The sequence below is a fragment of the Vreelandella sp. H-I2 genome (assembly GCF_052959335.1).
Genome location: NZ_JBRAMC010000001.1, coordinates 908,334 through 931,460 on the forward strand (window position 1 = coordinate 908,334; position 23,127 = coordinate 931,460).

The 23,127-nt window shown below is 55.9% G+C and carries 21 protein-coding genes; 4 read left to right on the top strand and 17 right to left on the bottom strand.

The features are described 5' to 3' along the window. Positions 1 to 130 precede the first annotated feature (130 nt). The 4 genes from ACUVOF_RS04335 to ACUVOF_RS04350 form a co-directional block, all read right to left on the bottom strand. A complete protein-coding gene (locus tag ACUVOF_RS04335) occupies positions 131 to 517 on the bottom strand; it encodes a hypothetical protein (RefSeq protein WP_447043177.1) in 387 nt (128 codons plus the stop codon). 83 nt (positions 518 to 600) lie between these two features. Next, complete coding sequence (lysS, locus tag ACUVOF_RS04340) at positions 601 to 2,112, bottom strand: lysine--tRNA ligase (protein WP_447043178.1); 1,512 nt, start codon at positions 2,110 to 2,112, stop codon at positions 601 to 603. A gap of 34 nt (positions 2,113 to 2,146) precedes the next feature. Continuing rightward, positions 2,147 to 3,245 (bottom strand): peptide chain release factor 2 gene (gene prfB / locus ACUVOF_RS04345; RefSeq protein ID WP_447043179.1). Its coding sequence is split into 2 segments (ribosomal slippage): positions 2,147 to 3,169 and positions 3,171 to 3,245, totalling 1,098 coding nucleotides; the frame shifts between segments, so codons are not numbered across the junction. Positions 3,246 to 3,427: 182 nt separating this feature from the next. Beyond that, positions 3,428 to 4,735 carry an OmpP1/FadL family transporter gene (locus ACUVOF_RS04350; protein WP_447043180.1) on the bottom strand — a complete coding sequence of 436 codons (1,308 nt, stop codon included), beginning with the start codon at positions 4,733 to 4,735 and terminating at the stop codon, positions 3,428 to 3,430. A 277-nt stretch (positions 4,736 to 5,012) separates the two neighbouring features. On the opposite strand from ACUVOF_RS04350, the gene ACUVOF_RS04355 reads away from it, so the two are divergent. Both ACUVOF_RS04355 and ACUVOF_RS04360 read left to right on the top strand, forming a co-directional pair. After that, positions 5,013 to 5,441, top strand: coding sequence for a MerR family transcriptional regulator (locus tag ACUVOF_RS04355; RefSeq protein WP_447043181.1), 429 nt, complete (start codon positions 5,013 to 5,015; stop codon positions 5,439 to 5,441). Then, entirely contained in the window at positions 5,438 to 8,023 is a 2,586-nt protein-coding gene (locus ACUVOF_RS04360) for a heavy metal translocating P-type ATPase (protein WP_447043182.1), read from the top strand. Before ACUVOF_RS04355 ends, ACUVOF_RS04360 begins: the two co-directional genes overlap by 4 nt. Before the next feature lie 95 nt (positions 8,024 to 8,118). On the opposite strand, the gene ACUVOF_RS04365 is transcribed toward ACUVOF_RS04360, so the two are convergent. The 11 genes from ACUVOF_RS04365 to ffh all read right to left on the bottom strand — a co-directional run bounded on the left by ACUVOF_RS04365 (position 8,119) and on the right by ffh (position 19,189). Continuing rightward, the gene (locus tag ACUVOF_RS04365) at positions 8,119 to 8,748 is read right to left on the bottom strand and encodes a YitT family protein (RefSeq protein WP_447043183.1); all 630 of its coding nucleotides are present in this window, start codon (positions 8,746 to 8,748) and stop codon (positions 8,119 to 8,121) included. A 45-nt stretch (positions 8,749 to 8,793) separates the two neighbouring features. Continuing rightward, complete coding sequence (locus ACUVOF_RS04370) at positions 8,794 to 10,611, bottom strand: single-stranded-DNA-specific exonuclease RecJ (RefSeq protein ID WP_447043184.1); 1,818 nt, start codon at positions 10,609 to 10,611, stop codon at positions 8,794 to 8,796. A 7-nt stretch (positions 10,612 to 10,618) separates the two neighbouring features. After that, positions 10,619 to 12,007 (bottom strand): threonine synthase, encoded by a 1,389-nt coding sequence (gene thrC / locus ACUVOF_RS04375; protein WP_447043185.1) that lies wholly within the window; start codon positions 12,005 to 12,007, stop codon positions 10,619 to 10,621. Between the two features lie 6 nt (positions 12,008 to 12,013). Further along, the gene (locus tag ACUVOF_RS04380; RefSeq protein ID WP_113268466.1) at positions 12,014 to 13,330 is read right to left on the bottom strand and encodes a homoserine dehydrogenase; all 1,317 of its coding nucleotides are present in this window, start codon (positions 13,328 to 13,330) and stop codon (positions 12,014 to 12,016) included. A 98-nt stretch (positions 13,331 to 13,428) separates the two neighbouring features. Beyond that, positions 13,429 to 14,205, bottom strand: a complete 777-nt coding sequence (locus ACUVOF_RS04385; protein WP_447043186.1) for a DsbC family protein — start codon at positions 14,203 to 14,205, stop codon at positions 13,429 to 13,431. Next, positions 14,180 to 15,061 carry a site-specific tyrosine recombinase XerD gene (gene xerD, locus ACUVOF_RS04390; RefSeq protein WP_447043187.1) on the bottom strand — a complete coding sequence of 294 codons (882 nt, stop codon included), beginning with the start codon at positions 15,059 to 15,061 and terminating at the stop codon, positions 14,180 to 14,182. Before xerD ends, ACUVOF_RS04385 begins: the two co-directional genes overlap by 26 nt. A 145-nt stretch (positions 15,062 to 15,206) precedes the next feature. Then, positions 15,207 to 15,563 carry a 50S ribosomal protein L19 gene (gene rplS / locus ACUVOF_RS04395; RefSeq protein ID WP_027957738.1) on the bottom strand — a complete coding sequence of 119 codons (357 nt, stop codon included), beginning with the start codon at positions 15,561 to 15,563 and terminating at the stop codon, positions 15,207 to 15,209. A 168-nt stretch (positions 15,564 to 15,731) separates the two neighbouring features. Next, on the bottom strand, positions 15,732 to 16,508 hold the full coding sequence (gene trmD, locus ACUVOF_RS04400) for a tRNA (guanosine(37)-N1)-methyltransferase TrmD (RefSeq protein WP_113268884.1): 777 nt from the start codon (positions 16,506 to 16,508) through the stop codon (positions 15,732 to 15,734). A 71-nt stretch (positions 16,509 to 16,579) separates the two neighbouring features. Next, positions 16,580 to 17,137 carry a ribosome maturation factor RimM gene (gene rimM, locus ACUVOF_RS04405; protein WP_447043188.1) on the bottom strand — a complete coding sequence of 186 codons (558 nt, stop codon included), beginning with the start codon at positions 17,135 to 17,137 and terminating at the stop codon, positions 16,580 to 16,582. A 59-nt stretch (positions 17,138 to 17,196) separates the two neighbouring features. After that, complete coding sequence (rpsP, locus tag ACUVOF_RS04410; RefSeq protein ID WP_007111767.1) at positions 17,197 to 17,445, bottom strand: 30S ribosomal protein S16; 249 nt, start codon at positions 17,443 to 17,445, stop codon at positions 17,197 to 17,199. 289 nt (positions 17,446 to 17,734) lie between these two features. Continuing rightward, positions 17,735 to 19,189: a signal recognition particle protein gene (gene ffh / locus ACUVOF_RS04415; RefSeq protein WP_447043189.1), complete on the bottom strand. Its 1,455-nt coding sequence runs from the start codon at positions 19,187 to 19,189 to the stop codon at positions 17,735 to 17,737. A gap of 244 nt (positions 19,190 to 19,433) precedes the next feature. On the opposite strand from ffh, the gene ACUVOF_RS04420 reads away from it, so the two are divergent. Together ACUVOF_RS04420 and ACUVOF_RS04425 are read left to right on the top strand one after the other, a co-directional pair. Further along, positions 19,434 to 20,231, top strand: coding sequence for a cytochrome C assembly family protein (locus ACUVOF_RS04420; protein WP_447043190.1), 798 nt, complete (start codon positions 19,434 to 19,436; stop codon positions 20,229 to 20,231). Positions 20,232 to 20,335: 104 nt separating this feature from the next. Next, positions 20,336 to 21,610 (top strand): HlyC/CorC family transporter, encoded by a 1,275-nt coding sequence (locus ACUVOF_RS04425; RefSeq protein WP_113268461.1) that lies wholly within the window; start codon positions 20,336 to 20,338, stop codon positions 21,608 to 21,610. 49 nt (positions 21,611 to 21,659) lie between these two features. Here ACUVOF_RS04425 and ACUVOF_RS04430 read toward each other — a convergent pair whose 3' ends face one another. Continuing rightward, entirely contained in the window at positions 21,660 to 22,325 is a 666-nt protein-coding gene (locus tag ACUVOF_RS04430; protein ID WP_447043191.1) for a 1-acyl-sn-glycerol-3-phosphate acyltransferase, read from the bottom strand. Then, entirely contained in the window at positions 22,322 to 22,936 is a 615-nt protein-coding gene (locus ACUVOF_RS04435) for a TetR/AcrR family transcriptional regulator (protein WP_113268459.1), read from the bottom strand. Before ACUVOF_RS04435 ends, ACUVOF_RS04430 begins: the two co-directional genes overlap by 4 nt. Between the last annotated feature and the right edge of the window lie 191 nt (positions 22,937 to 23,127).

Here is a 23,127-nt window from a genome sequence, read left to right on the forward strand (position 1 = left end):
CAAAAAATTGCTTTCAAAATCATTATTTTTAAAACAAAGAAACCGGCCTAAGCCGGTTTCGAAGTACGCTCGCTAACTGTCATTAAACAGCCGCGCAGGCAGAAATTAGCTTGCTTAAAATATTAGCACGCTAATCCTGTTCATTGTCGAGTAGCAGGGCATCATCGACTTCAGAAATTTCAAGGGCTGTTTCGTCGTCCAAATCGATCGCTAGATAGCTATGCTCAACGCGCACAAATTCTTGAAACAGCGCCCAATCGATCTTATCTGGCCACTGGCGCTCATCCTCTTCCCAAGCGCGTAGTTCAGTCTCGAGAATTTCCACGTAGCGATCACGCACAAAGGTTTCCAGCGCTTCCGGGGTATCCATCTCTGGAATCAGGTAAATGGTACTTTCACGTTCGACGTCGTCCAGGGTCAGGTCGTCGTCTCCCATGGTGGGTTCCAGCGCGTTGATCCAGTCCACAAAGGGCTGGGTCGGCCTGACGCTCAGTGCGGAGCGGTTAAGCAGTTTCATGGGATTCTCCTCGCCGTCGAAACGTTGACCATTATGGGCGCTATAACGCGCCCTTACCAACTTTTCATCCGCTATTGAATGGTTTAACCCAATTCAGGGCGCATCGCTGGGAACAGCAGTACATCACGAATGGAAGGGCTGTCGGTAAACAGCATCACCAGGCGATCAATCCCAATACCCTCACCCGCCGTCGGCGGCATACCGTACTCCAACGCACGCACGTAATCCGCATCGTAGTACATCGCCTCCAGGTCGCCAGCGTCTTTTTCCGCTGACTGGGCGCGGAAGCGCTCTGCTTGGTCTTCGGCGTCATTGAGCTCCGAGAAACCATTAGCGATTTCGCGACCACCGACAAAGAACTCGAAACGGTCGGTGACGAAGGGGTTAGCGTCGTTACGCCGCGCCAGAGGGCTCACTTCAGCCGGGTATTCGGTGATAAAAGTCGGCTGGTCGAGCTTATGCTCGGCCACCTCTTCAAAAATCTCGGTTTGCACCTTGCCCAGGCCCCAGCTCTCTTTGAACTTGATGCCCAGTTTCTCAGCGGTGGCTCGCGCCGCCTCCAATGAATCCAAATCACTGTCGGCAATGCCTTCACCGTGATCCAGTATCGCTTGGCGCAGCGTCAAACGGGCAAACGGTTTGCCGAAATCGTAGCTCGCGCCCTGGTACTCGATCACCGAGCTACCGAGGACTTCTTCAGCGGCGGTGCGCAGCATCGCTTCGGTCATATCGAGCAGGTCGCGGTAATCCGCGTACGCCCAGTAAAACTCCACCATGGTGAATTCTGGATTGTGGCGCGTTGATAACCCTTCGTTGCGGAAATTGCGATTAATTTCAAAGACTTTTTCAAAACCGCCCACCACCAAGCGCTTGAGATAAAGCTCCGGCGCAATACGCAGATACATGTCGATATCCAGCGCATTGTGATGGGTGATAAAGGGGCGTGCCGCTGCGCCGCCAGGAATCGGCTGGAGCATCGGCGTTTCGACTTCCATAAAGCCGCGCGCTTCAAAGAAGCGACGCATGGAGCTGATCACCGCTGCACGAGTTTCAAACACCTTGCGCGACTGCGGGTTCATGATCAGATCCACATAGCGCTGGCGATAGCGGGCTTCCATATCAGTGAGGCCGTGAAACTTATCCGGCAGCGGGCGCAGGCTCTTGGTGAGCAGTTGAGCCTCTTTCATCATCACGTACAGATCGCCCTTGCCGGATTTATGCACCGGCCCGTGGGCGGCGACGATATCACCAATATCCCAGCTCTTAACGTCTTCAAGCACCTCAGGGGGCAAGCCTTTTTTATCCACGTAGAGCTGGATTTGGCCGGCCACATCCTGAATAACAATAAAGGGGCCGCGTTGGCGCATCACGCGACCTGCCACCGAGGCGTGGTGATCCAACGCTTCAAGCTCGGCTTTGTCTTTATCGCCAAAGGCGTTTTGCAGCTCAACGGTTAAGCTGTCGCGGCGAAAATCATTGGGAAACGCACTCTTTCCCTGCTCAGCGGCACGCTCGCGACGAGCCGCCAACTTGGTACGGCGCTCGGCGATCAGGTGGTTTTCGTTGTCTGCAGCAGACGCGTCTTGGTTAGCCATGGGGCACCCTGTTCATGTTCAAACGCTAAAAAGATTACAAACCTTGCTTCAAGCTGGCGACGATAAATTGATCAATATCCCCGTCGAGCACTTTATCGCAGTTACTGGACTGCACGCTGGTACGCAGATCCTTGATGCGCTGATCATCCAGTACGTAAGAGCGAATCTGGCTGCCCCAGCCGATATCAGCCTTGGAGTCTTCAGCCTCCTGCTTGGCGGCGTTGCGCTTTTGCATTTCGTGTTCCCACAGCCGCGCTTTTAACTGCTTCATGGCAAAGTCGCGGTTAGCGTGCTGGCTACGCTGCCCCTGGCAGGCCACGACAATGCCTGTCGGTTCGTGGGTAATCCGCACTGCTGAATCGGTAGTGTTAACGTGCTGGCCGCCCGCGCCACTTGAGCGGTAGGTATCAACCCGCAAGTCCGAGGGATTAATTTCGACCTCGAAACTGTCATCGATTTCCGGTGACAGGAATACCGACGCAAAAGAAGTATGCCGACGGCCACCGGAATCGAACGGGCTTTTGCGCACAAGGCGGTGCACACCGGTTTCGGTGCGCAGCCAGCCAAAAGCGTAGTCGCCCTGAACGTGTACCGTCGCCGACTTGATGCCCGCCACTTCGCCCGCCGAGATCTCGGTGATATCGGCTTTGAAGCCGTGGCTCTCCGCCCAGCGCAGATACATGCGCAGCAAAATATTGGCCCAATCCTGGGCTTCGGTACCACCGGAGCCGGACTGAATATCCAAATAAGCGTTATTTTGGTCCATATCACCGGAGAACATGCGCCGAAACTCAAGCTTTTCTAACGCGGCCTGCATGCTATCCAGTTCTTGACGTACTTCTTCGACAGTGCCTTCGTCCTCTTCCATTTCAGCTAGCTCCAACAGATCCCGGCTGTCGCCCAGGCCCTGCTCCAGATCATCAATGGTGGCCACAATGGCTTCGAGGGAGGCGCGCTCTTTACCTAACTTCTGCGCGTAGTCTGGGTCGTTCCAGACATGGGGGTCTTCCAGTTCGCGGGTGACCTCTTCTAGCCGATCTTTCTTCTCGGCATAGTCAAAGATACCCCCTAAGAACGTCTGTCCGCTCAGACAGGTCCTTGAGCTGGTTGTGAATCGGATTGGTTTCCAACATGGGATCGCCCTAGCTTGGTCTACATCGGATCATACAGCCTACAGAGGTGTACGATTCGAAAAGCGCCTAGTGTAACGAAAGCCAACACGTCCCGCATCTAATGGCCCACTCCTAGGCAATAAAAAACCCGACGGTTGCCGGGTTTCATTGGAGATAAGCTTTTAGTGCTTATCTATTAAAGCTTAGAAGCGATAGGTTAGCTGTGCGCCGAAGCCGTGGGCTTCGTTTTTGTAGTCGGCTGAGTAGGTTGCTCCACCCGCCCCGCCTAGTAAATCAGCACGGCTTTGGTCAACCGTTGTTCCACGCTCGGTCAGGTAGGAGTAAGCAACATCGACGGTCAAATCAGGTGTAGGGCTCCAGCCTGCTCCTAATGAAAAAATACGCCGATCATCCGAAGGAATACGCACGCTACGATCTTCATCGTTGGACGGCGTAAAGTCTAAACTTACCCCGGCACGGAGCGCTAATGTGTTCGTTAACTGATACTCACCACCGGTGGCAAAGGCCCAGGCATTCTCGTAGTTTTGAAGTTCCTGGGTAATGCTAGGAATAGTGTCTCCGGTGACAGTAATGTTATCGAAGTGACTCCAACGTACCCATGATGCCCCGAACATCAGTTTAAGACGGTCAGTCATCTGCTGGGTTAGCGAGAAATTGATCGTTTCCGGAGTAGTCAAGTCAAGGTTGGCGGAGTCTGACAGGACCACATTCCCCAACGGGTCAGTAGCACTGAAATCGCCTTCCAGTTCATAGTCAACTTTCGAACGGTAAGTCAGGCCCAAGGTGGTTTCGGGTATCGGCCGATAGATAACGCCTAAGTTATAACCCCAGGCTTCGTCTTCACCGTCCACGCGAGAATCAATATCAGTAGCAGGATCATAATCAAGACCACTTGGAATTTGACGGCGAAGCTCACCTTCTACTTGATTGTAGGTAACACCAACACCTACTGACCACTGGTCATTAAAGCGGTAAGAGACAGTAGGCTGTGCACTGACCACTTTAACTTCGGTATAGTCGCCAAAATAGCGTCCCTGGAAATCATCTTCGTAATCAGTTTTTGAACCAAATGGCGCATATACGCCAAAACCAAAAGCCAGCTGATCAGTCACAGGATGCGCATAGAAAGCAAAGGGAATGGGGGTGCCCGGAACCATATCGCCTTCGTTACCACCAGGAATGGCGCCTACTGGCACTTGGGCACCCGTGGGTGCTAATAATGTGCGATTAGCTTCCACATTAGAAATATCACTATTCACGTTTAAATACGTAGCACCCGCCGTAAACTGCGCACGGTCTAAAAACGACATCCCTGCCGGGTTGCCGTAAACAATCGTGGCATCATGAACGTTTGAGCTGCGTCCTGCATGGCCGTAGCCCTGCCCACTCACGCTCTGCTCATTGATTTGATACCCGCCCGCGTGGGCTTGGCTGGCGAAGGCGGCTGTGATGGCAGCCGCCAGGGTGAGCTTATTAAATTTATTATTCATAGTGGGCCTCTCTTCCCGATGATCCGGTGGATATCGTCGATCCACCCCTCGTTATTTTCTACATGACTGTTTTCTCGCAACTGCGCCAAAGGATCAAGGGCAAACGTTCGTTTTATTTCATTTTTACCTTATACATTAGTCGCACGGTCGTTTTAAATCAGTGTTTTAGTCATTTTGGCTTACAGACTACCCGACGGTCAAAAGCCACTTGACCTATGGGTTACCCATAGGTTTTACACTTAATCGACTATTATTTAACCGGTCAGGAGAATAGGCCATGAAAGTTAACGAGCTTGCAAAACGGGGCGGTGTTACCGCTGAAACCGTGCGCCATTACGCTCGTGAGCAGCTTCTTGCCCCCCAGCGGCACCCTGATAATGGCTACCAACTTTTTTCAGACACCGACTTAGAGCGGCTGCGCTTTATTCAGCGGGCACGCAAGCTAGGCTTTAGCGTGGCTGAAATTCGCGACATTCTGACCCACGCCGACCAAGGCGATTCCCCGTGCCCATTAGTACGTGATCTACTCACCAGTCGACTGCCCCAGATTCGGGCGCGCATTGCTGAACTTGAGGCACTCGCCGAACGTATGGAGCACGCGCTGACCAGTTGGCAGCATATGCCTGACGGCACCCCCGACGGGCACAGTGTGTGCCGCTTAATTGAAAGCTTTCCTGACACAACGCCTACCAAGGAGACCCCATGAGCGACTCCTCTGGCCTGAACACTACCAACCCAATCACCCCTGGCGTCGCCACACGGACCATTCCAGGCATGAGCTGCCAAGGTTGTGTTAAGCGCATGCGCGAGGCGATTCAGCATTTCGACCCTGACGCCGAGGTGATCGGCACACCTAGCGAAAAACGCCTTGAGGTTACATCAACGTTAACCGACGCCGATCTTGATCAGCGTTTGAAAGATGCTGGTTATCCGCCAGCCGACATGACGGCAGAGGAAGCAGCCTCAAGCGAAGCGGCTAACAAAGCAAATCCCGCAGCCTTCGATACTGAAACTGATACTGAAAAAACCGTCGGTGCCCGTTCCCTTTTTCAAAGGCAAGGCAAGAAACAGCGGCTGGCAATTAGCGGTATGACCTGCGCCAGCTGTGTCAAAAGTGTTCAGAAGGCGCTTGAGCGCACGGAGGGTGTCGATACCGCCAGCGTGAATTTTGGCAGTCACTCTGCCCAGGTGTTTGGCAGTGCCGACCCTCAGGCATTGATCGCCGCCGTAAAGGCGGTGGGCTATGAGGCAGAACCGATTGTGGATATGCGCGAAGCCGAACGCACCCGCGCAGAACAGGATGCTAAGACCTACCAGCGCCGGCTACGCGGCAGCGCAATTTCGCTGGTACTGGCAGTTCCGCTGATGTTGAGCATGTTCTTTTTCCACCCTCACCCGATGGGGCTGGGCCGCCTCTACTGGTTAACCATTGGCCTGCTCACCCTGGGCATTCTAGCTTTCCCGGGGCGCCACTTTTTCGTCAATGCCTGGAAGAACCTTAAACACCACCAAGCCAATATGGACACACTGGTCGCCATGGGCACCGGTACAGCTTGGTTGTACTCCATGGCGGTCGTGCTGTTCGCGCCATGGCTGCCGGACGTCGCCCAGGGCATCTATTTTGAAGCCTCCGCCATGGTGATTGGGCTAATTCTGCTCGGCAATGCATTGGAGCTACGCGCCCGAGGCCGTACCAGTAATGCCTTAAAGCGCCTGCTTGATTTGCAAAGCCGAACCGCACGGGTGATTCGCGACGGTCATGAGCAAGAGATTGAGATTGATGCCGTGCGTACGGGCGACCACGTTCGCGTGCGTCCTGGCGAACGCCTGCCCGTGGATGGCCAAGTGATGGAAGGCCAAAGCCATATCGACGAGTCGATGCTCACCGGTGAACCATTACCGGTCGCGAAGCGTGAGGGAGATGAGGTCAGCGCGGGCACGGTGAATGGCCGCGGGGGGTTGGTATATCAAGCAACACGGGTAGGTACCGACACCCGGCTGGGGCAGATTACCGAACAGGTAGCCAGTGCTCAGAACTCACGCCCACCGATTGGCGAGCTAGCCGACCAGGTATCCAGCGTGTTTGTGCCTTCGGTAATGATCATTGCCGTACTGACGGCGCTGGCATGGTTCAACCTGGGACCTGCTCCCCAAGTCATCCATATGTTGGTCACGGCGACCACCGTGCTGATTATTGCCTGCCCCTGCGCACTGGGCTTGGCCACGCCCATCTCGACCATGATCGGCGTTGGCAAAGCCGCCGAACACGGGGTACTGGTACGCAGCGGCGAGGCGCTGCAAACCGCCAGCAAACTCACCACGCTGGTGGTCGATAAGACCGGCACGCTTACCCAGGGCAAGCCAAGCGTCACCGACGCGCTAATGTTTGGCGTCGAGCAATCCACCGCACTCAGTTTAGTGCATGCACTAGAGCGTGGCTCTGAGCACCCCTTGGCGGCGGCGCTGATGACTTACGCCCAGGAAAATAATGTCCCAGCTGCTGACATAGAGCATTTCGATAGCGTGACCGGCGGCGGGGTGAAAGCCCAGACGCCTGATGGAAAAGCACTGCTGCTGGGCAATGCACGTCTGCTTAAGGAGGCAGGGGTCGATCTTAACGCAGGTGAAGATCAAGCCCGTGCCCTGGAAGCACAGGCACGTACGCTGGTGTACTTAGCGGTGGACGGCAAGCTGGCCGCGCTTTTTGGCATCAGCGACCCGCTGCGCCACGACACGGTGGCCGCGATAAAACGCCTACAGAAAGACGGGTTAACCATCGTTATGCTAACCGGTGACAATGAGCACACCGCCAAAGCCATTGCCCAGGAAGTAGGCATTGATGAGTATCGGGCGGGCCTGTTGCCTGAAGACAAACACGCTGAGATCGAGCGCCGTCAACAGGCAGGGGAAGTCGTTGGAATGGTGGGCGACGGAATCAATGACGCCCCTGCGCTGGCCCGAGCAAATGTGGGCTTTGCGATTGGCCAAGGCACCGATGTAGCGATCGAGAGCGCTGGAATCACGCTCATGCGCGGCTCGCTGCACGGGGTGGCGTCAGCCATTGAGATCAGCCGCGCCACATTGCGCAATATTAAGCAGAACCTGGTGGGGGCGTTTGGTTATAACGTGCTGTGCATCCCTATTGCTGCGGGGATACTTTATCCGTTCACCGGCACGCTGCTTTCGCCGATGATCGCCGGGGCCGCGATGTCGCTCTCTTCTATTACCGTGGTGAGTAACGCCAACCGCTTGCGGCGGTGGAAAGCCAGCCAGGAGGAAGTCTCATGAGCGTATTGATCAACGTGGCAGGCCTGGGGTTAATCGCACTGATTGTGTGGTGGTTCTGGCTTAGCTGAACGTCATCTAACTCACACCTATGCTATCTAACTCACACCTATATAGCGCCCTGGCTTATGGTTCAGGGCGATAATCAGGTTGAGCGTCAGCGCCCCTAGTACCGAATAGCCCACGCGATCCAACGGCAGCTGCGTCAGGGCTATCAGCAAAATGACGCCATCAATCGCCAGTTGAACGTAGCCTGCGCGCAGGCCGTGTTTATCCTGCAGATAGAGCGCGAGAATATTGATACCACCGAGACTGGTGCGGTGGCGAAACAGCATCAGCATGCCTATGCCCATTAGTGCGCCGCCCATCAAGGCGGCGTAAAGCGAAGGCACAGTGGCAAACTGCACCCAGCCTTGGGTTAGCTCCGAAAACAGCGAGACCAGGCCGATGGCGGCAAAAGTGCGCAGGGTAAAACTCCAGCCCATGCGTTTAACCGCCAAATAGTAAAACGGCAGGTTGATAGCGAAGAAATACACCCCAAAACCCCAGCCGGTGAGACTGCTGGTCATATAGCTGAGCAGTAGCGCCAAACCTGCGGTACTGCCGGTGAGTAGCACCGCATGGGTGTAAAAAGTCACCCCCAGCGCGACAAAGAACGTGCCCAGCAGCATCGCCATGGCATCTTCGTAGGGTCGATGCTGGTCCTTGGGTAAATCTTCCACGCGCATGGGGCGCCCTTACTTCAATTGTTGGTAGATGATGCGATGTACAACTCAAATTGGGCTGGCATGCTCGACCATTAACTGCAGCGTTTCGCGGCCGCGCCAGCGGTTACGGTTAAGCTTATAGGCGCAATGAAGCGTATCGCCCACGTTAAACCCAGGCAGCTCCCCCGGCGTTAAGGCACGAAACCAGATCGCTTTGCAGGTCACAGGCCCTGTGGAAAGCTCCAGCATCAGGTGCGAGCCTTCGGCCCCCACCGGGCGCAGCGCCTCGATGATAAAGCGGCCTTCAAACAGCGGCGGATCAAACTCTCGCCCATAGGGCCCAAGCATCTCGATCTCTTGCAAGGTGGTCAGTGAAAGCTGCGCCGTTGAAAGTTCGCCGTCAGTCCACAGCCGCGGGTAGAGGGTTCGCCCCTCCAACTGCTCGCCTACCGCCTGTAGAAAGGCCGCTTTAAAAGCGCCAAGCTGTTCGCGTGGTACGCCTACCCCGGCCGCGCCACTATGGCCACCAAAGCGCGGCAGCGCCTGGGGCGCAAGCTCAAAGGTACGCTGCAGAGCATCGCGCAGGTGCAGCCCGTCGATCGAGCGCCCCGATCCCGTCAACATCCCGGGAGCTGCCGCTTGGGTGAGCACCAGTGCCGGTCGGCCATAAGCCTGCACCAAACGCGAGGCGACAATCCCCTGCACCCCGGGGTGGCCATCCTCCAGCAGCACCACCACAGCGGGCTCATCAGCGCTCAGGGCGCTCGCCGCCAAGGTGCGTGCCTCGGCAGCCATATCGGCTTCAATCGCTTTGCGGGACTGATTATCCTGATCCAGTACATCGAGCTGACGGTTGGCAACGCCATCGTTTTCGGCAAGCATGAAGTGCAGTGCCGCGTAGGGGTCATCCAGCCGCGAGCGGGCATTGATGCGCGGCCCCATCTGAAAGGCTAACGTTTCAGCGTTGAACGGCACGCTGTCGGCGCCTAAGCGCGTAGCCATGGCCCGCCAGCACGCCGCATCCATGCGATTGATCAGCGTTAACCCATGGTTGACCACCGCGCGATTAGCGGGGCTGCCACCCAAGGAGACACAATCCGCCACCGTGCCCAGCGCGACGTAAGAGAGCCAGGGCGAAAGCTTGGGCGTCGATTCCGATAGCGCGCCCCACTCAATCAGCACACTGCGTGCAAGCGACATCAACAGCCACGCCACCATGCAGCCAGCGATGGTTTTGTCGGGGTAGTCGCAATCATCCCGCGTAGGATTAACGCAGGCAAATGCTGAGCTTGGCGGCCCCTCCACCGGCAGCGCGTGGTGGTCGCTGACGACCACATCAATACCCGCCGCTTTCAAGCGGGCGATACGCGGCTCGTCACTGCTGCCGCAGTCGGCGGTAATCACTAACGTTGGAAACGGCTTCTGCGCCAGGGTGCGCTCTACCAGCGGCAAACTTATCCCGTAGCCGTCGTGAATGCGATGGCCGATCAGGCTATGCAGTTTGCCCTCAGGCACCCCAAAAAGCTCCACCAACGTGCGCCGGATCACCACATGGGAGGTAATACCGTCCACATCGTAGTCGGTGAGAATGCCGATCGTCTCGCCTTCGGCAACCGCCTGGGCGATGCGCTCGGCGGCGCGACGCCCATCAGCAAGCTTTTCCGGATGAACCAGATAACGCAGGCTGGGCTTTACCAGGGGTGCCAACTCGCCACTGTAGCCGGGTAAGCGTGAGGCCAACAGCCGCGCCTGAAGCTCGCTTAAGCCTTCTGCCTGGGCACGGGCGTAAAGCGCCTCATCCAATGGACGAGGCTCTAAACGTGGCTCGGTCTTGCTAAACGAAAGCGTGCTAGCAGACAGCGTGTTATGGGGTAGCTCTGCCATCAACGTGTTAACGCCGGTTTTCCGCAACGTACTGCTGCACGACAGCCAGTTCTGCCGGAAGTACCGTGTAGCGCTCTTCCCGCTCGATCAAGTCTTCCATATGCGGCGGTAGCGGCACACCCGGGAAGCCTGCTTTGACAACTGCTTCAGCAAACTTGGCCGGATGCGCCGTCGCCAGGGTAATCATCGGTGTTGATTGATCAGCACGGGCGCGCTCAGCGGCACGGTAGCCAGTGGCTGTATGCGGGTCGAGCATCTCGCCGGTGCGCTTATGAGCATCACGAATGACTTCAAGTATTGTCGCATCGTCGACGCTATAGCTTGCGAACTTCTCGCGTAGCTTGGCCAGGGGAGCATCAGCCAGCACCGTCGGCTCCTGCTGGAAGCGCTCAAGCAGCGCTGCCACGGCTAAGCCGTCGCGATCGTAAGCGTCAAACAGCAGGCGCTCAAAGTTAGACGACACCACGATATCCATAGAGGGCGCCAAAGTGGCCGCCAGCTCCTTTTTAGAGAAGTCGTTGTCGGTCAACGTGCGGTGCAAAATGTCGTTGGCGTTGGTGGCGATGATGAACTGCTTCACCGGCAGGCCCATTTTGTAGGCCATATAGCCCGCAAACACATTACCGAAGTTGGCGGACGGCACGCAGAAGCTCACCTCGCGGTGCGGTGCGCCCAGCGCGACGCCGGAGGCGACGTAGTAAACGATCTGCGCCATGATGCGCGCCCAGTTGATCGAATTCACCGCCACCAGGCGCGTACCGTTGAGGAACGTTTGGTCGGCAAAGCTTGCCTTGACCATCGCCTGGGCATCGTCGAAATTGCCCTCGATGGCAATATTAAAGACGTTATTGGCCAGCACCGAGGTCATTTGTCGGCGCTGCACTTCCGAGACCCGGTTGTGAGGATGAAGGATAAAGATATCCAGGTTGTCACAATGGCGACAGCCTTCAATCGCCGCCGAGCCGGTATCGCCTGAGGTGGCACCCATAATCACCGCGCGCTCGCCGCGCTTTTTCAGGAAGTGATCCAGCAAGCGGCCTAGCAACTGTAGAGCCACATCTTTAAACGCGAGCGTCGGTCCATGAAACTGCTCGAGCAGGAAGTGATTGGCATCTAGCTGCTTAAGCGGCACGACCGCATCGTGATTGAACGTCGCGTAGGCTTCGGTAACGATACTGCGGAACGTCGCATCATCGATCTCGCCATTGACGAACGGCTTCATCACGCGAAAGGCGATCTCGGCGTAGGAGAGCCCGGCCATCTCGGCGAGCTCTTCACGGGAAAACTCAGGCAGCGTTTCCGGCACATACAGCCCACCGTCACTGGCCATGCCGGTGAGCACCACTTCTTCAAACGAGAGCGCGGGCGCCTGGCCACGCGTGCTGACATAACGCATTTGGGCTTACTCCCCTTCGTCCAGGCTTTCCACGCGAATACGTGTTAACGGCCCAGCGATATCGGCCATGGATTCGATTTCACGAATCGCATCGTTCATTTGCTTCTCTTTCGTGCGGTGCGTCAGCAGAATGATAGGGACCAGCTCACCTTCGGTGGCCTCTTTCTGGATTAACGCTTCGATAGAGATGCCCTGCTCCGCCAAGATAGTGGCCACCCGCGCCAGCACACCAGGACGATCCACCGCCAGCAAACGCAAATAGTAGGCGGTAGTAATGTCTTCCATCGGCATGATGGGTAACTGGCTGACATCTTCACCAATACCGCTGAACGCCAGGTAAGGCACCCGGTAGTGGTGATCGGTGGAGATATCCCGCGCCACGTCGAGCAGATCGGCGACGACCGCTGAAGCAGTCGGCTCAGCGCCTGCACCGGCACCATAATAGAGTGTCGGCCCTACCGCATCACCCATAATCGCAATCGCGTTTTTCACACCATGAACATTGGCTAGCAGTCGTTCTTTGGGAATGAGAGTGGGGTGCACGCGCAGCTCCAGGCCTTGATCGGTGCGCTTGGAGATTCCTAAATGCTTGATCACATAGCCAAGGTTATCGGCCTGTTCAACATCTTCCGCGGTAATCCGCGAGATCCCCTCGGTGAAGGCCTTCTCAAACTGCAGCGGCACGCCGTAGGCAATTGAGGCCAAAATCGTCAGCTTGTGCGCGGCGTCGATGCCTTCCACATCAAAGGTGGGATCGGATTCGGCATAACCCAACGCCTGGGCTTCTGCGAGTACATCTTCAAACGCGCGGCCTTCGTCGCGCATATGGGTAAGAATATAGTTACCGGTACCATTAATGATGCCCGCCACCCACTCGATGCGGTTGGCACCCAAGCCTTCACGCAGCGATTTGATCACCGGGATACCACCGGCAACCGCAGCTTCAAACGCCACGATGACACCTTTCTCATGGGCGGCTTTGAAAATTTCGTTGCCGTGTACAGCAATCAACGCCTTATTGGCAGTGACGACATGCTTGCCATTGGCGATAGCGGTCAGTACCAGCTCGCGGGCGATATCGTAACCACCAATCAGCTCCACCAGAACATCAACATTCGGGTTAGTAGCGACTTCAAACACATCTGAAGTGGCCTTGATTCCGGTAATATCGCAGTCAGGATGAATACTGCGGTGAGCAACCTGCTCAATCACAATAGGGCGGCCAGCACGGCGCGCAATATCGTCAGCGTTGCGGGTCAACACATTAAAGGTGCCGCCGCCGACCGTGCCTAAACCACAAATACCTACTCTTACCGGTTTCAAAATACTTCCCCTTTCGTGTCGTGCACCTGGTGGTGCTGGTCTTAAAACTGTATCTCAGCGTTGTGTGCCGCCTATTTTACGCGGCACTATTGTTTGTTTCAGTCTTCATCCAAGCCTAACATGGCGGTGAGCCGATCTGGGGGCACAAATCCAGGCACTAACTGCCCATCGGGCAAAATTATCGCTGGCGTCCCCTGCACGCCCAAGGCTTTACCCAGCTCATATTGACCAGCGACCGGGTTATCGCAGTCTGCTGCGCTGGAAATCGCCTCTCCTTCCTTTGCTTGGGTCATTGCTTCGCTACGGTTATCCGAGCACCACACCTGCTGGAGCGTTGTAGCCGCTTGGCTTCCCATGCCAGCACGTGGAAACGCCAGGTAATGAACAGCGATACCACGCTCATTCAGTTCGGGAATGGTTTCATGCAAGCGCGCGCAGTAAGGGCAAGTCGGGTCGGTAAACACCACCACGGTAGCCTTGGGCTCGTCAGGACCGCGGAACAAAACGCGTTCATTTTCCGGTACGGCCGCTAACGCATCGGCACGCTCCTGGTTTTGCTCTTGCTCGGTTAGATTGATCAGCCCACCGGGCGCATTTTCGTAAAGATCCCCGACCAGGAAGTGGCTACCATCAGCATTGGAATAGAAGGATTCACCGCTCTCCAGCCGCACGTGATAAACGCCATCCATAGGCGTTTCGCTGACCGCTTCCACGGGCATCGCCTGACCATTAACGCTTAGTGATTCAGCCAGGCGGTCTCCTACAGCATCGGCTTGAGCAATAGCAGGCAGTAGGCTGCCCGCTATCAGTAACGAAAATGCTAAAAAACGGCGTTGACGCATTATCAGTTCAACCTCTTGGGTGATGTTCTGCATGTAGGCTTTCCAAGCGCGCTTGAGCCACATGGGTATAAATTTGGGTCGTTGATAAATCACTATGACCCAGTAGCAGCTGTACGACCCGTAAATTGGCCCCATGATTCAATAAATGGGTGGCAAATGCATGGCGTAGGGTATGCGGTGACAGTGGCCGATTAATACCCGCCGTTATGGCATGCACCTTAATGCGGTGCCAAAACGTCTGCCGGGTCATCGCTTTGTCGCCCCGCCCAGGAAACAGCGCCGGTCGTGTTGGGTCGCTCATTAAATCCAGCCGTGCAGTTTCCATATAGTGTGCCAGCCAATCGGCGGCTTCTTCGCCCATCGGCACCAGGCGATCCTTATCGCCTTTACCGCGCACCCGCACCACGTTTTGGCGCAAGTTGACCGCATCGCCGGTGAGTCCTACCAGTTCAGATACCCGCAGGCCGCAGGCGTATAGTAACTCCAGCATGGCGCGGTCACGCACGCCCAAAGGCGTCTCTGTATCAGGCGCTAATAGCAGACGCTCTACCTCATCCTCTTCCAAGGTATTAGGCAAGCCAGGAATGACCCGTGGCAGCTTGATATCAGTGAGCGGGTCGCTCGCTACTTGATTATTTAAACGCCCCCAACGATAGAAACTACGCAGCGTCGACAGTAGCCGGGCATTGCTACGCAGTTGGTAGCCCTGCTCACGGCGGCTGGCAAACCATTCGCTGATGCGTGCTGGCGGAGGCGCCAGCAGCGCTTCGCCGTGGCTTTCCAAATGCTCCTGCCAGGCGGTTAAGTCACGCCGGTAGGCGGCTAACGTATGGTCGCTGGCACCCTGTTCAAGCCAGAGAGCATCTAAAAATGCATCGATAACGCTCATACGTCAGCAGTCTCCAGCCGTTTTTGATAAGCGGCATAAACATGCATTTAGATAAAAAAACCCCGCCCCGCAAAGCGGTGACGGGGTCTTAGTATCTGGGCGCGACGCGTAAAAAGCACAGCGCACGCCCACGGAAGAGTGGCGTTTAAGCCAGCTTTTCCTTGATACGTGCAGAACGACCGCTGCGCTCGCGCAGGTAGTAAAGCTTGGCTTGACGCACATCACCACGGCGCTTGACTTCAATCGAGTCAACCAGCGGGCTGTAGGTCTGGAAGGTACGCTCAACGCCAACACCGTGTGAAATTTTACGCACGGTGAACGCGGAGTTAAGGCCACGGTTACGCTTACCGATGACTACACCTTCAAACGCCTGCAGACGCTCGCGGGTGCCTTCTTTTACTTTTACCTGAACGACAATGGTGTCGCCGGGGGCAAAGGGGGGAATTTCTTTGCCCATTTGCTCAGATTCGATCGCCTGGATCACTTTGCTTTTGCTGCTCATCATCATACTCCTGAATAACGTGTTGGCTTGACCGCTCAATCATGGGTGGCGGAAGCCGTGATCCCGGCGCTCGAAACGAGCTACGCGGGAGTCGTTATGGGTGACACAGGTGCGTTGGCTATTATCTAAAAACTACTCGCCTTGCCCGCCCTGCACCGCCGCTCTGGTCTACTCAGTTCTAGCTGAAATAGTGGACAGAGCGTGTTCTTCGATAAACTCATTCAACAGCTTACGCTGTTCGGCATCTAACGATCGCCCTTCCAACAGATCGGGACGACGTTGCCATGTACGGCCGAGTGACTGCTTTAACCGCCAGCGCTTGATGGCTGCATGATTACCGCTTAACAGCACATCCGGCACTTGGCGCCCGTCAATGACTTCCGGACGGGTGTAGTGCGGGCAGTCTAACAGACCGTCATTAAACGAGTCTTCGACAGCGGAATCCTGATGGCCCAGCACGCCGGGAATCAGCCTTGCCGCTGCATCGATCAGCACCATGGCCGGCAGCTCACCGCCGCTCAGCACATAGTCGCCAATCGACCACTCTTCATCGATGTCACTTTCCACCACGCGTTCATCAATGCCTTCATAGCGTCCTGCCACGACCACTAAAGGCCCGGCGGAAGCCAGTGCTTGAACGCCCTGCTGATCCAACTTTCGTCCTTGCGGCGAGAGGTAGATCACCGTCGGCACTAAACCGGTGGCTTTTTGTGCCCGCTCACGAGCCGCAAAAATCGCTGCGCGCAGGGTGTCGACTTTCATCAACATGCCTGGACCACCGCCATAGGGGCGATCATCGACGCTACGATGGCGGTCAGTGGCGTAATCCCGCGGATTCCAAAACTCCAGTGCGATACGCTGTTTCTCTACCGCTCGCCCGACCACGCCCTGTTGCGTTAATGCGTCGAACATCTCGGGAAACAACGACACAACACCAATCCACATGGCAGGCGTCACCACCTCATTGCCCATGTCCGGCTCTATCGAGTCGGCCATCCTGTCACTGTTCATCTCGCTCAAAACTCAGGATCCCAGTTGACGACCATACGGCCCTCTTGGGAACTGATTTCGACAATGACATCATCTGGCAAAAATGGCAGCAGCCGCTCACGCTTGTCGATTGCGTCTGAATCACCGCGAACCACCATGACATCGTTGGCGCCGGTTTCAAACAGGTAGCTTACCCGTCCTAACCGCTCGCCGGCCTGAGTGAAGACCGCCATGCCTTCAAGCTCATGCCAATAGTATTCGTCTTCAGCAAGTTGAGGCAGCGCTTCTTTGGGCATCAAAATATCCGTCTGGGCGAGTGCTTCCGCCGCACTACGGTCATCGACGCCTTCAAGCTGCACGACTATTCCCTTACCTTGTCGACGCCCCTGAACGATGCTTATGCGCTTCAGGGTTTCGCCCTGGCGCACCCACCATTCCGGGTATTCGAGAATGCTGTCCATTGGGCTGGTGTAGGAGTACACCTTGAGCCAACCTTTCACCCCATAAGGGCTAGTCAGCTTGCCTAGCACCACATGCGTGTCGTCAGTTTGGCTTAGTTCTTGACGTAGTTCAGAACGCGTCATTGACGACCTCAGCTAACCCAGCATTCATGTTGTTTAAACAACAGATCCAACAAGCAGGCTTAAGCCTGTTTGCGTGCTTCTTTAACCAGCTCAGCAACACGACCAGACAACTGGGCGCCTTGGCTCTGCCAGTGAACAACGCGGTCTAGATCAACGCGCAGACGCTCTTCCTGACCACGGGCAACCGGGTTGAAGAAGCCGATACGCTCGATGAAACGACCGTCGCGAGCGTTACGAGAATCTGTAACGGTCAGGTGGTAAAAGGGACGCTTCTTGGCGCCACCACGGGCCAAACGAATGGTAACCATACGATAACTATCCTTCGGTTGAGGTTACGAGAGTGTGTTGTTAGCGCTTAACGCTATCGGAACACTCGTCGTGCTGTTTTCTTGGCGCTATGCTTGCGCAAAGCCTGCTTAGCGCCATTAAGGCCTTCACCGAGACTGTTACCGCTACGTTTTTAACGTATTTTAGGCAACACCCACGCATGAAGAGGCCGCATTCTACGCAAATGCGCTCGGCTTGGAAAGCCTGACAGCCAGAAAACTGATAGGCCGTCAACCTTACCAAGCGCATCAGCACTTCTCGACTGTTGTTTTAGCGCCGGGGCAACCCGCCGGGGCCACCCATTCCGCCCATGCCACCGGGGCCGCCCATTCCGCCTGGCCCGCCTGGCCCGCCTGGCCCGCCGGGGCCACCGGGGCCACCGCCACCCATCATGCCGGACATACCGCGCATCATTTTCTGCATGCCGCCCTTCTGGCCGGCTTTCTTCATCATCTTCTGCATCTGTTTATGCTGCTTGAGCAGACGATTAAGGTCAGGCACTTGCAGGCCAGCACCCGAAGCAATACGGCGCTTGCGCGAGCCGTTGATAATATCGGGCTTGCGGCGCTCTTTGGGCGTCATGGAGTTGATCAACGCTTCTAACTTGCCGAGCTCTTTCTCAGGACCAGGGCCTTGGGCCATCTCCGCCATCTGGCCCATGCCGGGCAGCTTGCCTAATAAGCCGCCCATGCCACCCATTTTCTTGAGCTGCTGTAGCTGGTCGCGGAAATCTTCCAGATCAAAGCCATCGCCCTTCTTGACCTTTTTGGCCAACTGCTCGGCTTTGGATTTATCGACGGTCCGCTCGGCTTCCTCGATCAACGACAGCATGTCGCCCATGCCCAGGATGCGCGAGGCTACCCGGTCTGGGTGGAACGGCTCGAGGGCGTCAACCTTTTCACCGACACCCATAAATTTGATTGGCTTGCCGGTGATATGGCGTACCGATAGCGCCGCACCGCCGCGGGCATCGCCGTCCGCTTTGGTCAGGATCACCCCGGTCAGCGGCAGCGCTTCGCTAAACGCCTTGGCGGTATTGGCGGCATCCTGGCCGGTCATGGCATCGACGACGAAGAGCGTCTCTTGAGGTGAGACCGCTTTATGTAGCGCCTGAATTTCCGCCATCATGGCGTCATCAATTGCCAGACGACCAGCGGTATCGATCAGCACCACATCATGGAACTGGATCTTGGCATGTTTGATGGCCGCTTCGGCAATCACCACCGGCTGCTGATCAGAGCTCGAGGGGAAGAAATCCACCGCGACCTCTTTCGCCAGCGTTTCAAGCTGATCAATGGCCGCCGGGCGGTAGACATCAGCCGACACGACCAATACTTTCTTCTTCTCGCGCTCGCGCAGGTAGCGGGCTAGTTTGGCCACTGAGGTGGTTTTACCCGCCCCCTGCAGGCCGGCCATCAATACAACGGCGGGGGAACCCTTAAGCACAAAGCCGTCGTTGGCTTCGCCCATAATCGCTTCCAGCTCCTGCTGGACGATTTTGACGAACTGCTGGCCTGGTGACAGGCTTTTGGATACTTCCTGCCCAACCGCCCGCTCGCGCACGCGTTCAATGAATTCCTTGATGACCGGCAATGCAACGTCGGCCTCAAGCAGTGCACGGCGCACTTCGCGCAAGGTGTCTTTAATGTTGTCGTCGGTCAGGCGAGCCTGACCCTTAATCGACTTTAGCGTCTGGGAAAGACGCTCACTTAGATTCTGGAACATGGGGCCTCTCTGCCTCCGTCACTGCCGTCGGCGCGTACGCCATGGACTGATGTGGGGCGATTATACGCGCTCACGCCCTGAGTCTCCATGGGGGCATCCAGCACCCTTGCCTATTTTCGTACGTTTACCCTGCTGGGCGACGCCGCTAGGATTAGTTATAGTAGTTGGATGGATTTTCGTCGTAATCACGCTTAATTCGTTTATTTATTCACAGCAACGCGCTGCAAGGCGCACGGATAGCATCATGCAGGCGCTCCCTTTCGCCACGATTGCTTTTGTTCTTTATGTTGCGGCTGCGATTTGGCAGGGCATGACGCTGTTCCGGCGTGTGCCGCCCCGTCAGGGTATGGTACGCCTGCTCGCCGTGCTGGGTTTGTTGCTGCACATTCCGGTGGTGGTCAAATTAGTCGGCCAAACCCCTGGGCTACTGCCCGGCTTTACCACCAGCGCCACATTGTTGATGGCGGTCGCAGTCAACGTCGTGCTTGTAGCCAGCCTGTTTAAACCGGTGCTTAATGCCGGGATTGCGCTGTTTCCGCTGGCGGGTATTGCGCTTCTCGCCGCCACTTGGCTGCCCAATCAGGGCGGCCATACCGGGCTAACACCGGGCATTTTATTGCATGCGATAAGTTCAGCACTAGCGTTTGCCGTACTAGCGATTGCCGCCGCCCAAGCGGTGCTGGTTGGTCTGCAAAACCAGGCGCTACGCCATCACCATATCCGTGGCATTGTGCAGTCGCTACCACCGTTAACCACCATGGAGCGGGTGCTTTTTGAGCTGGTCTGGGCGGGGATTATTCTATTAACGCTCTCTATCGTTAGTGGCCTTATTTTTCTAGATAACTTTTTTGCCCAGCACTTAGCTCACAAAACCGTGCTGTCACTGCTGGCTTGGGTAATCTTCACGACACTATTGGTGGGTCGCTACCGGTTTGGCTGGCGTGGCATGCGCGCCGTGCGCTGGACATTGGGCGGCAGTGGTCTGCTTGTGTTGGCTTATTTTGGCAGCAAGTTTGTACTTGAGGTTTTACTCAATCGCTAGCGACTCAACCGCTAACGGGGTGCAACCACGCCTATGGTTGTCTTGACACATCATTCGCCACCTTCTACAAATCGAGCCTAATACGCCACAAAGGACTTTTCGACTTGAGCGACGACTTCCCCCTGGGGTTACTGTTCGGCCTGCTAGCCTTACTGATACTGCTTTCTGCGTTCTTCTCCAGCTCTGAAACCGGCATGATGTCGATTAACCGTTACCGCTTGAGCCATCAGGCCAATAGCGGGGATCGCAGAGCCAAACGGGTCATGCGCCTGCTCACTCGCCCAGACCGCCTGATTGGCGTTATCCTAATCGGTAACAATTTCGTCAATAACTTGGCGGCCTCCATTGCCACCATTATTGCCATTCACTTTTTTGGCGATGTCTCGGGACCAGCCATCTCCACCGCCCTGTTGACTATTACTATTCTGATTTTCGCTGAAGTAACGCCGAAGACTTATGCAGCCATTAAGCCAGAGCGGATCGCCTACCCCACCTCCTACGCCCTTGAGCCGCTTTTAAAGCTGCTTTACCCGCTGGTGTGGCTGGTCAACGTGATGTCTAACGGCCTGCTCCGGCTGGTGGGCGTTAAAAGCGTGGATAACGGCGGTGACAGCCTGACCCGTGACGAGCTGCGCACGGTGGTCCACGAGGCGGGCACACTGATTCCCTATCGCCACCGCGCGATGCTGCTATCGATTCTTGATCTTGAGAACGTCACTGTAAATGACATTATGGTGCCGCGCCACGAGGTGCTGGGCATCGATCTGGATGACACCCTTGAGGATATTTTGACCCAGATTCGTACCAGTCAGCACACTCGTTTACCCGTCTACAAAGGCGACATCAACAATATTATTGGCATGCTGCATTTGCGCAACGCGGCTCGTTTTCTCTCCCGCGACGAAGTCACTAAGGCATCGATTGTTCAAGAGGCCCGGGAACCTTACTTCATCCCCGAGTCGACGCCTCTCCATACCCAACTGCTCAATTTTCAAAAGCAGAAACGGCGTATTGGCATTGTGGTGGATGAATATGGCGACGTAGAAGGCTTGGTGACGCTGGAAGATATTCTCGAAGAGATCGTTGGCGAGTTCACCACCGATGTTTCTGAAGACGAAGAGATTCACCAGCAAGATGACGGCAGCCACGTCATCGAAGGCACTGCCAATATTCGCGAAATTAATAAGATGCTTGGCTGGCAGTTACCCACCGATGGCCCAAAAACGCTCAATGGTTTAATTCTTGAACACCTGGAGGCTTTCCCTGAAGGCCCTGCGTGCCTGCAGATCGATAATATGCGCATGGAGATCTTAGAGATTCGCGATAATCTCATTACCTCGGCGCGCTGTTGGCAAAAGCTGCGGGCGCCACGCCGTTAGGCGGCAATGAAGGCGAAGGATTGAGTTAAGAGATAGCCCAAAAAAAAGCTTAACGGCGGCTGGCGAGATCCTGATCGGCCGCCGCTTTTAACGCCCTCACTCTGGCTTCCAAAAACCGACGCAGCGCCATATCATCCGCGTCCAAGCGGTTGAGCGGTGGCCCAAAGTGCAGGCTCACCGGCGCCCGAAAACGCTTGGGATACTTCTTTAGCGCCTTGCCCCCATGGTGAGATGTCCACGAGCCCCATAGGCCTGCCAACCCAGCCGGAATCACCGGCACATCGTCCCGCGCCAGAATCGTCTCCAATCCACGCCGGAAAGCGTGTATCTCGCCGTCCGGAGTTAACCTGCCCTCGGGAAACACCATTACCACCTGTCCCTCGCGTAACGCGGCGCTAACGTCATCCAATGCGCGCCTAAGTGCACCAGGGCTACGCCGCTCCGACTCGATAGGAATAGCGCCGACCAGCTGAAACCACCATTTTAACCACGGGGAATCAAAAATCGGCTGGTCCATCACAAAACGCAGAGGCCGGGGACTCGCGCCGCCGAGCACCAAGGCATCCATAAAGCTTACGTGGTTACACACCACAAGTGCTGCCCCGTGCTTGGGGATATGCTGACGGCCATGGATCTGGAGCCGATAACAAAGGCGCATTGAAACAAAAATCAGCCACCGCAGCACTTGGCGAGCCGCATTAACCCACCCCGTCACGTCGCCGCCTCACGATGACGTAGGCCAGCCAAAATGGTGCTCATCAATTGATCCAGCAGCTCATCCACTTTCAATTGCTGCCCCTGCCAGTAGCCTAAACGCTCATTAAGCCCAAGTTGGACTAAACCGTGAACACTGCCCCACAGGGTACGACCCAAACGGCGAGCTTCAAGATCATCCAGTGCAGGCTGATAAGATTTTAGCGATGCCTCCACTTGGGTAAACAGCGCCTCAATCAAATCACTCTGGCGTTGATCAAGCTCACCCTCTTGCGCTAGTGGATAATCAAAAAGCAGCTGCCAGCGATAACAGTCCTGCTCAGCAAATAGCCAGTACGCATGCGCCAGCGAGCGCAGCCATGGCTCGGGAGCATCATCGGCAAGGCTCGTGATGGTGTGCTGTAAGCGTGCTAGCGTTTCAACATTGACGTGCTGTAATAAATTATTGAAGCTGCCATAAAGTTTGAGCAGCGTACTAGGGGCACAGCCAACGTCTCTGGCCAGGGCACGCAGTGAAAGACCATGGACTGGCTGCTCAGCCAACCACTCATCACAAGCGTGCATGACCTGCGAGTGGAGGGCATCGGGCGCATGCTGTCTAGGACGGGCCATGGCGATCTCTTAAGGTCAACGGCAAACAAGGAGGAATGCCTTACTGCGCTTTAGCGGGAGCAAGGGATACTATAGGATACCTTACATCGAACACTGTTTTCGACACTAAAACACTACATTTCGTGCTTAATTGCACGAAGTCCCCCGCTATACAGGGTCACTTCCACGACGATTTTGCTTAAGGAGAAGGG

Excerpts from the sequence above, each read along its gene's own strand:
- ACUVOF_RS04335 (WP_447043177.1), bottom strand. The coding sequence starts at position 517 with ATGAAACTGCTTAACCGCTCCGCACTGAGCGTCAGGCCGACCCAGCCC.
- lysS (WP_447043178.1), bottom strand. The coding sequence starts at position 2,112 with ATGGCTAACCAAGACGCGTCTGCTGCAGACAACGAAAACCACCTGATC.
- ACUVOF_RS04350 (WP_447043180.1), bottom strand. The coding sequence starts at position 4,735 with ATGAATAATAAATTTAATAAGCTCACCCTGGCGGCTGCCATCACAGCC.
- ACUVOF_RS04355 (WP_447043181.1), top strand. The coding sequence starts at position 5,013 with ATGAAAGTTAACGAGCTTGCAAAACGGGGCGGTGTTACCGCTGAAACC.
- ACUVOF_RS04360 (WP_447043182.1), top strand. The coding sequence starts at position 5,438 with ATGAGCGACTCCTCTGGCCTGAACACTACCAACCCAATCACCCCTGGC.
- ACUVOF_RS04365 (WP_447043183.1), bottom strand. The coding sequence starts at position 8,748 with ATGCGCGTGGAAGATTTACCCAAGGACCAGCATCGACCCTACGAAGAT.
- ACUVOF_RS04370 (WP_447043184.1), bottom strand. The coding sequence starts at position 10,611 with ATGGCAGAGCTACCCCATAACACGCTGTCTGCTAGCACGCTTTCGTTT.
- thrC (WP_447043185.1), bottom strand. The coding sequence starts at position 12,007 with ATGCGTTATGTCAGCACGCGTGGCCAGGCGCCCGCGCTCTCGTTTGAA.
- ACUVOF_RS04385 (WP_447043186.1), bottom strand. The coding sequence starts at position 14,205 with ATGCAGAACATCACCCAAGAGGTTGAACTGATAATGCGTCAACGCCGT.
- xerD (WP_447043187.1), bottom strand. The coding sequence starts at position 15,061 with ATGAGCGTTATCGATGCATTTTTAGATGCTCTCTGGCTTGAACAGGGT.
- rplS (WP_027957738.1), bottom strand. The coding sequence starts at position 15,563 with ATGAGCAGCAAAAGCAAAGTGATCCAGGCGATCGAATCTGAGCAAATG.
- trmD (WP_113268884.1), bottom strand. The coding sequence starts at position 16,508 with ATGTGGATTGGTGTTGTGTCGTTGTTTCCCGAGATGTTCGACGCATTA.
- rimM (WP_447043188.1), bottom strand. The coding sequence starts at position 17,137 with ATGACGCGTTCTGAACTACGTCAAGAACTAAGCCAAACTGACGACACG.
- rpsP (WP_007111767.1), bottom strand. The coding sequence starts at position 17,445 with ATGGTTACCATTCGTTTGGCCCGTGGTGGCGCCAAGAAGCGTCCCTTT.
- ffh (WP_447043189.1), bottom strand. The coding sequence starts at position 19,189 with ATGTTCCAGAATCTAAGTGAGCGTCTTTCCCAGACGCTAAAGTCGATT.
- ACUVOF_RS04420 (WP_447043190.1), top strand. The coding sequence starts at position 19,434 with ATGCAGGCGCTCCCTTTCGCCACGATTGCTTTTGTTCTTTATGTTGCG.
- ACUVOF_RS04435 (WP_113268459.1), bottom strand. The coding sequence starts at position 22,936 with ATGGCCCGTCCTAGACAGCATGCGCCCGATGCCCTCCACTCGCAGGTC.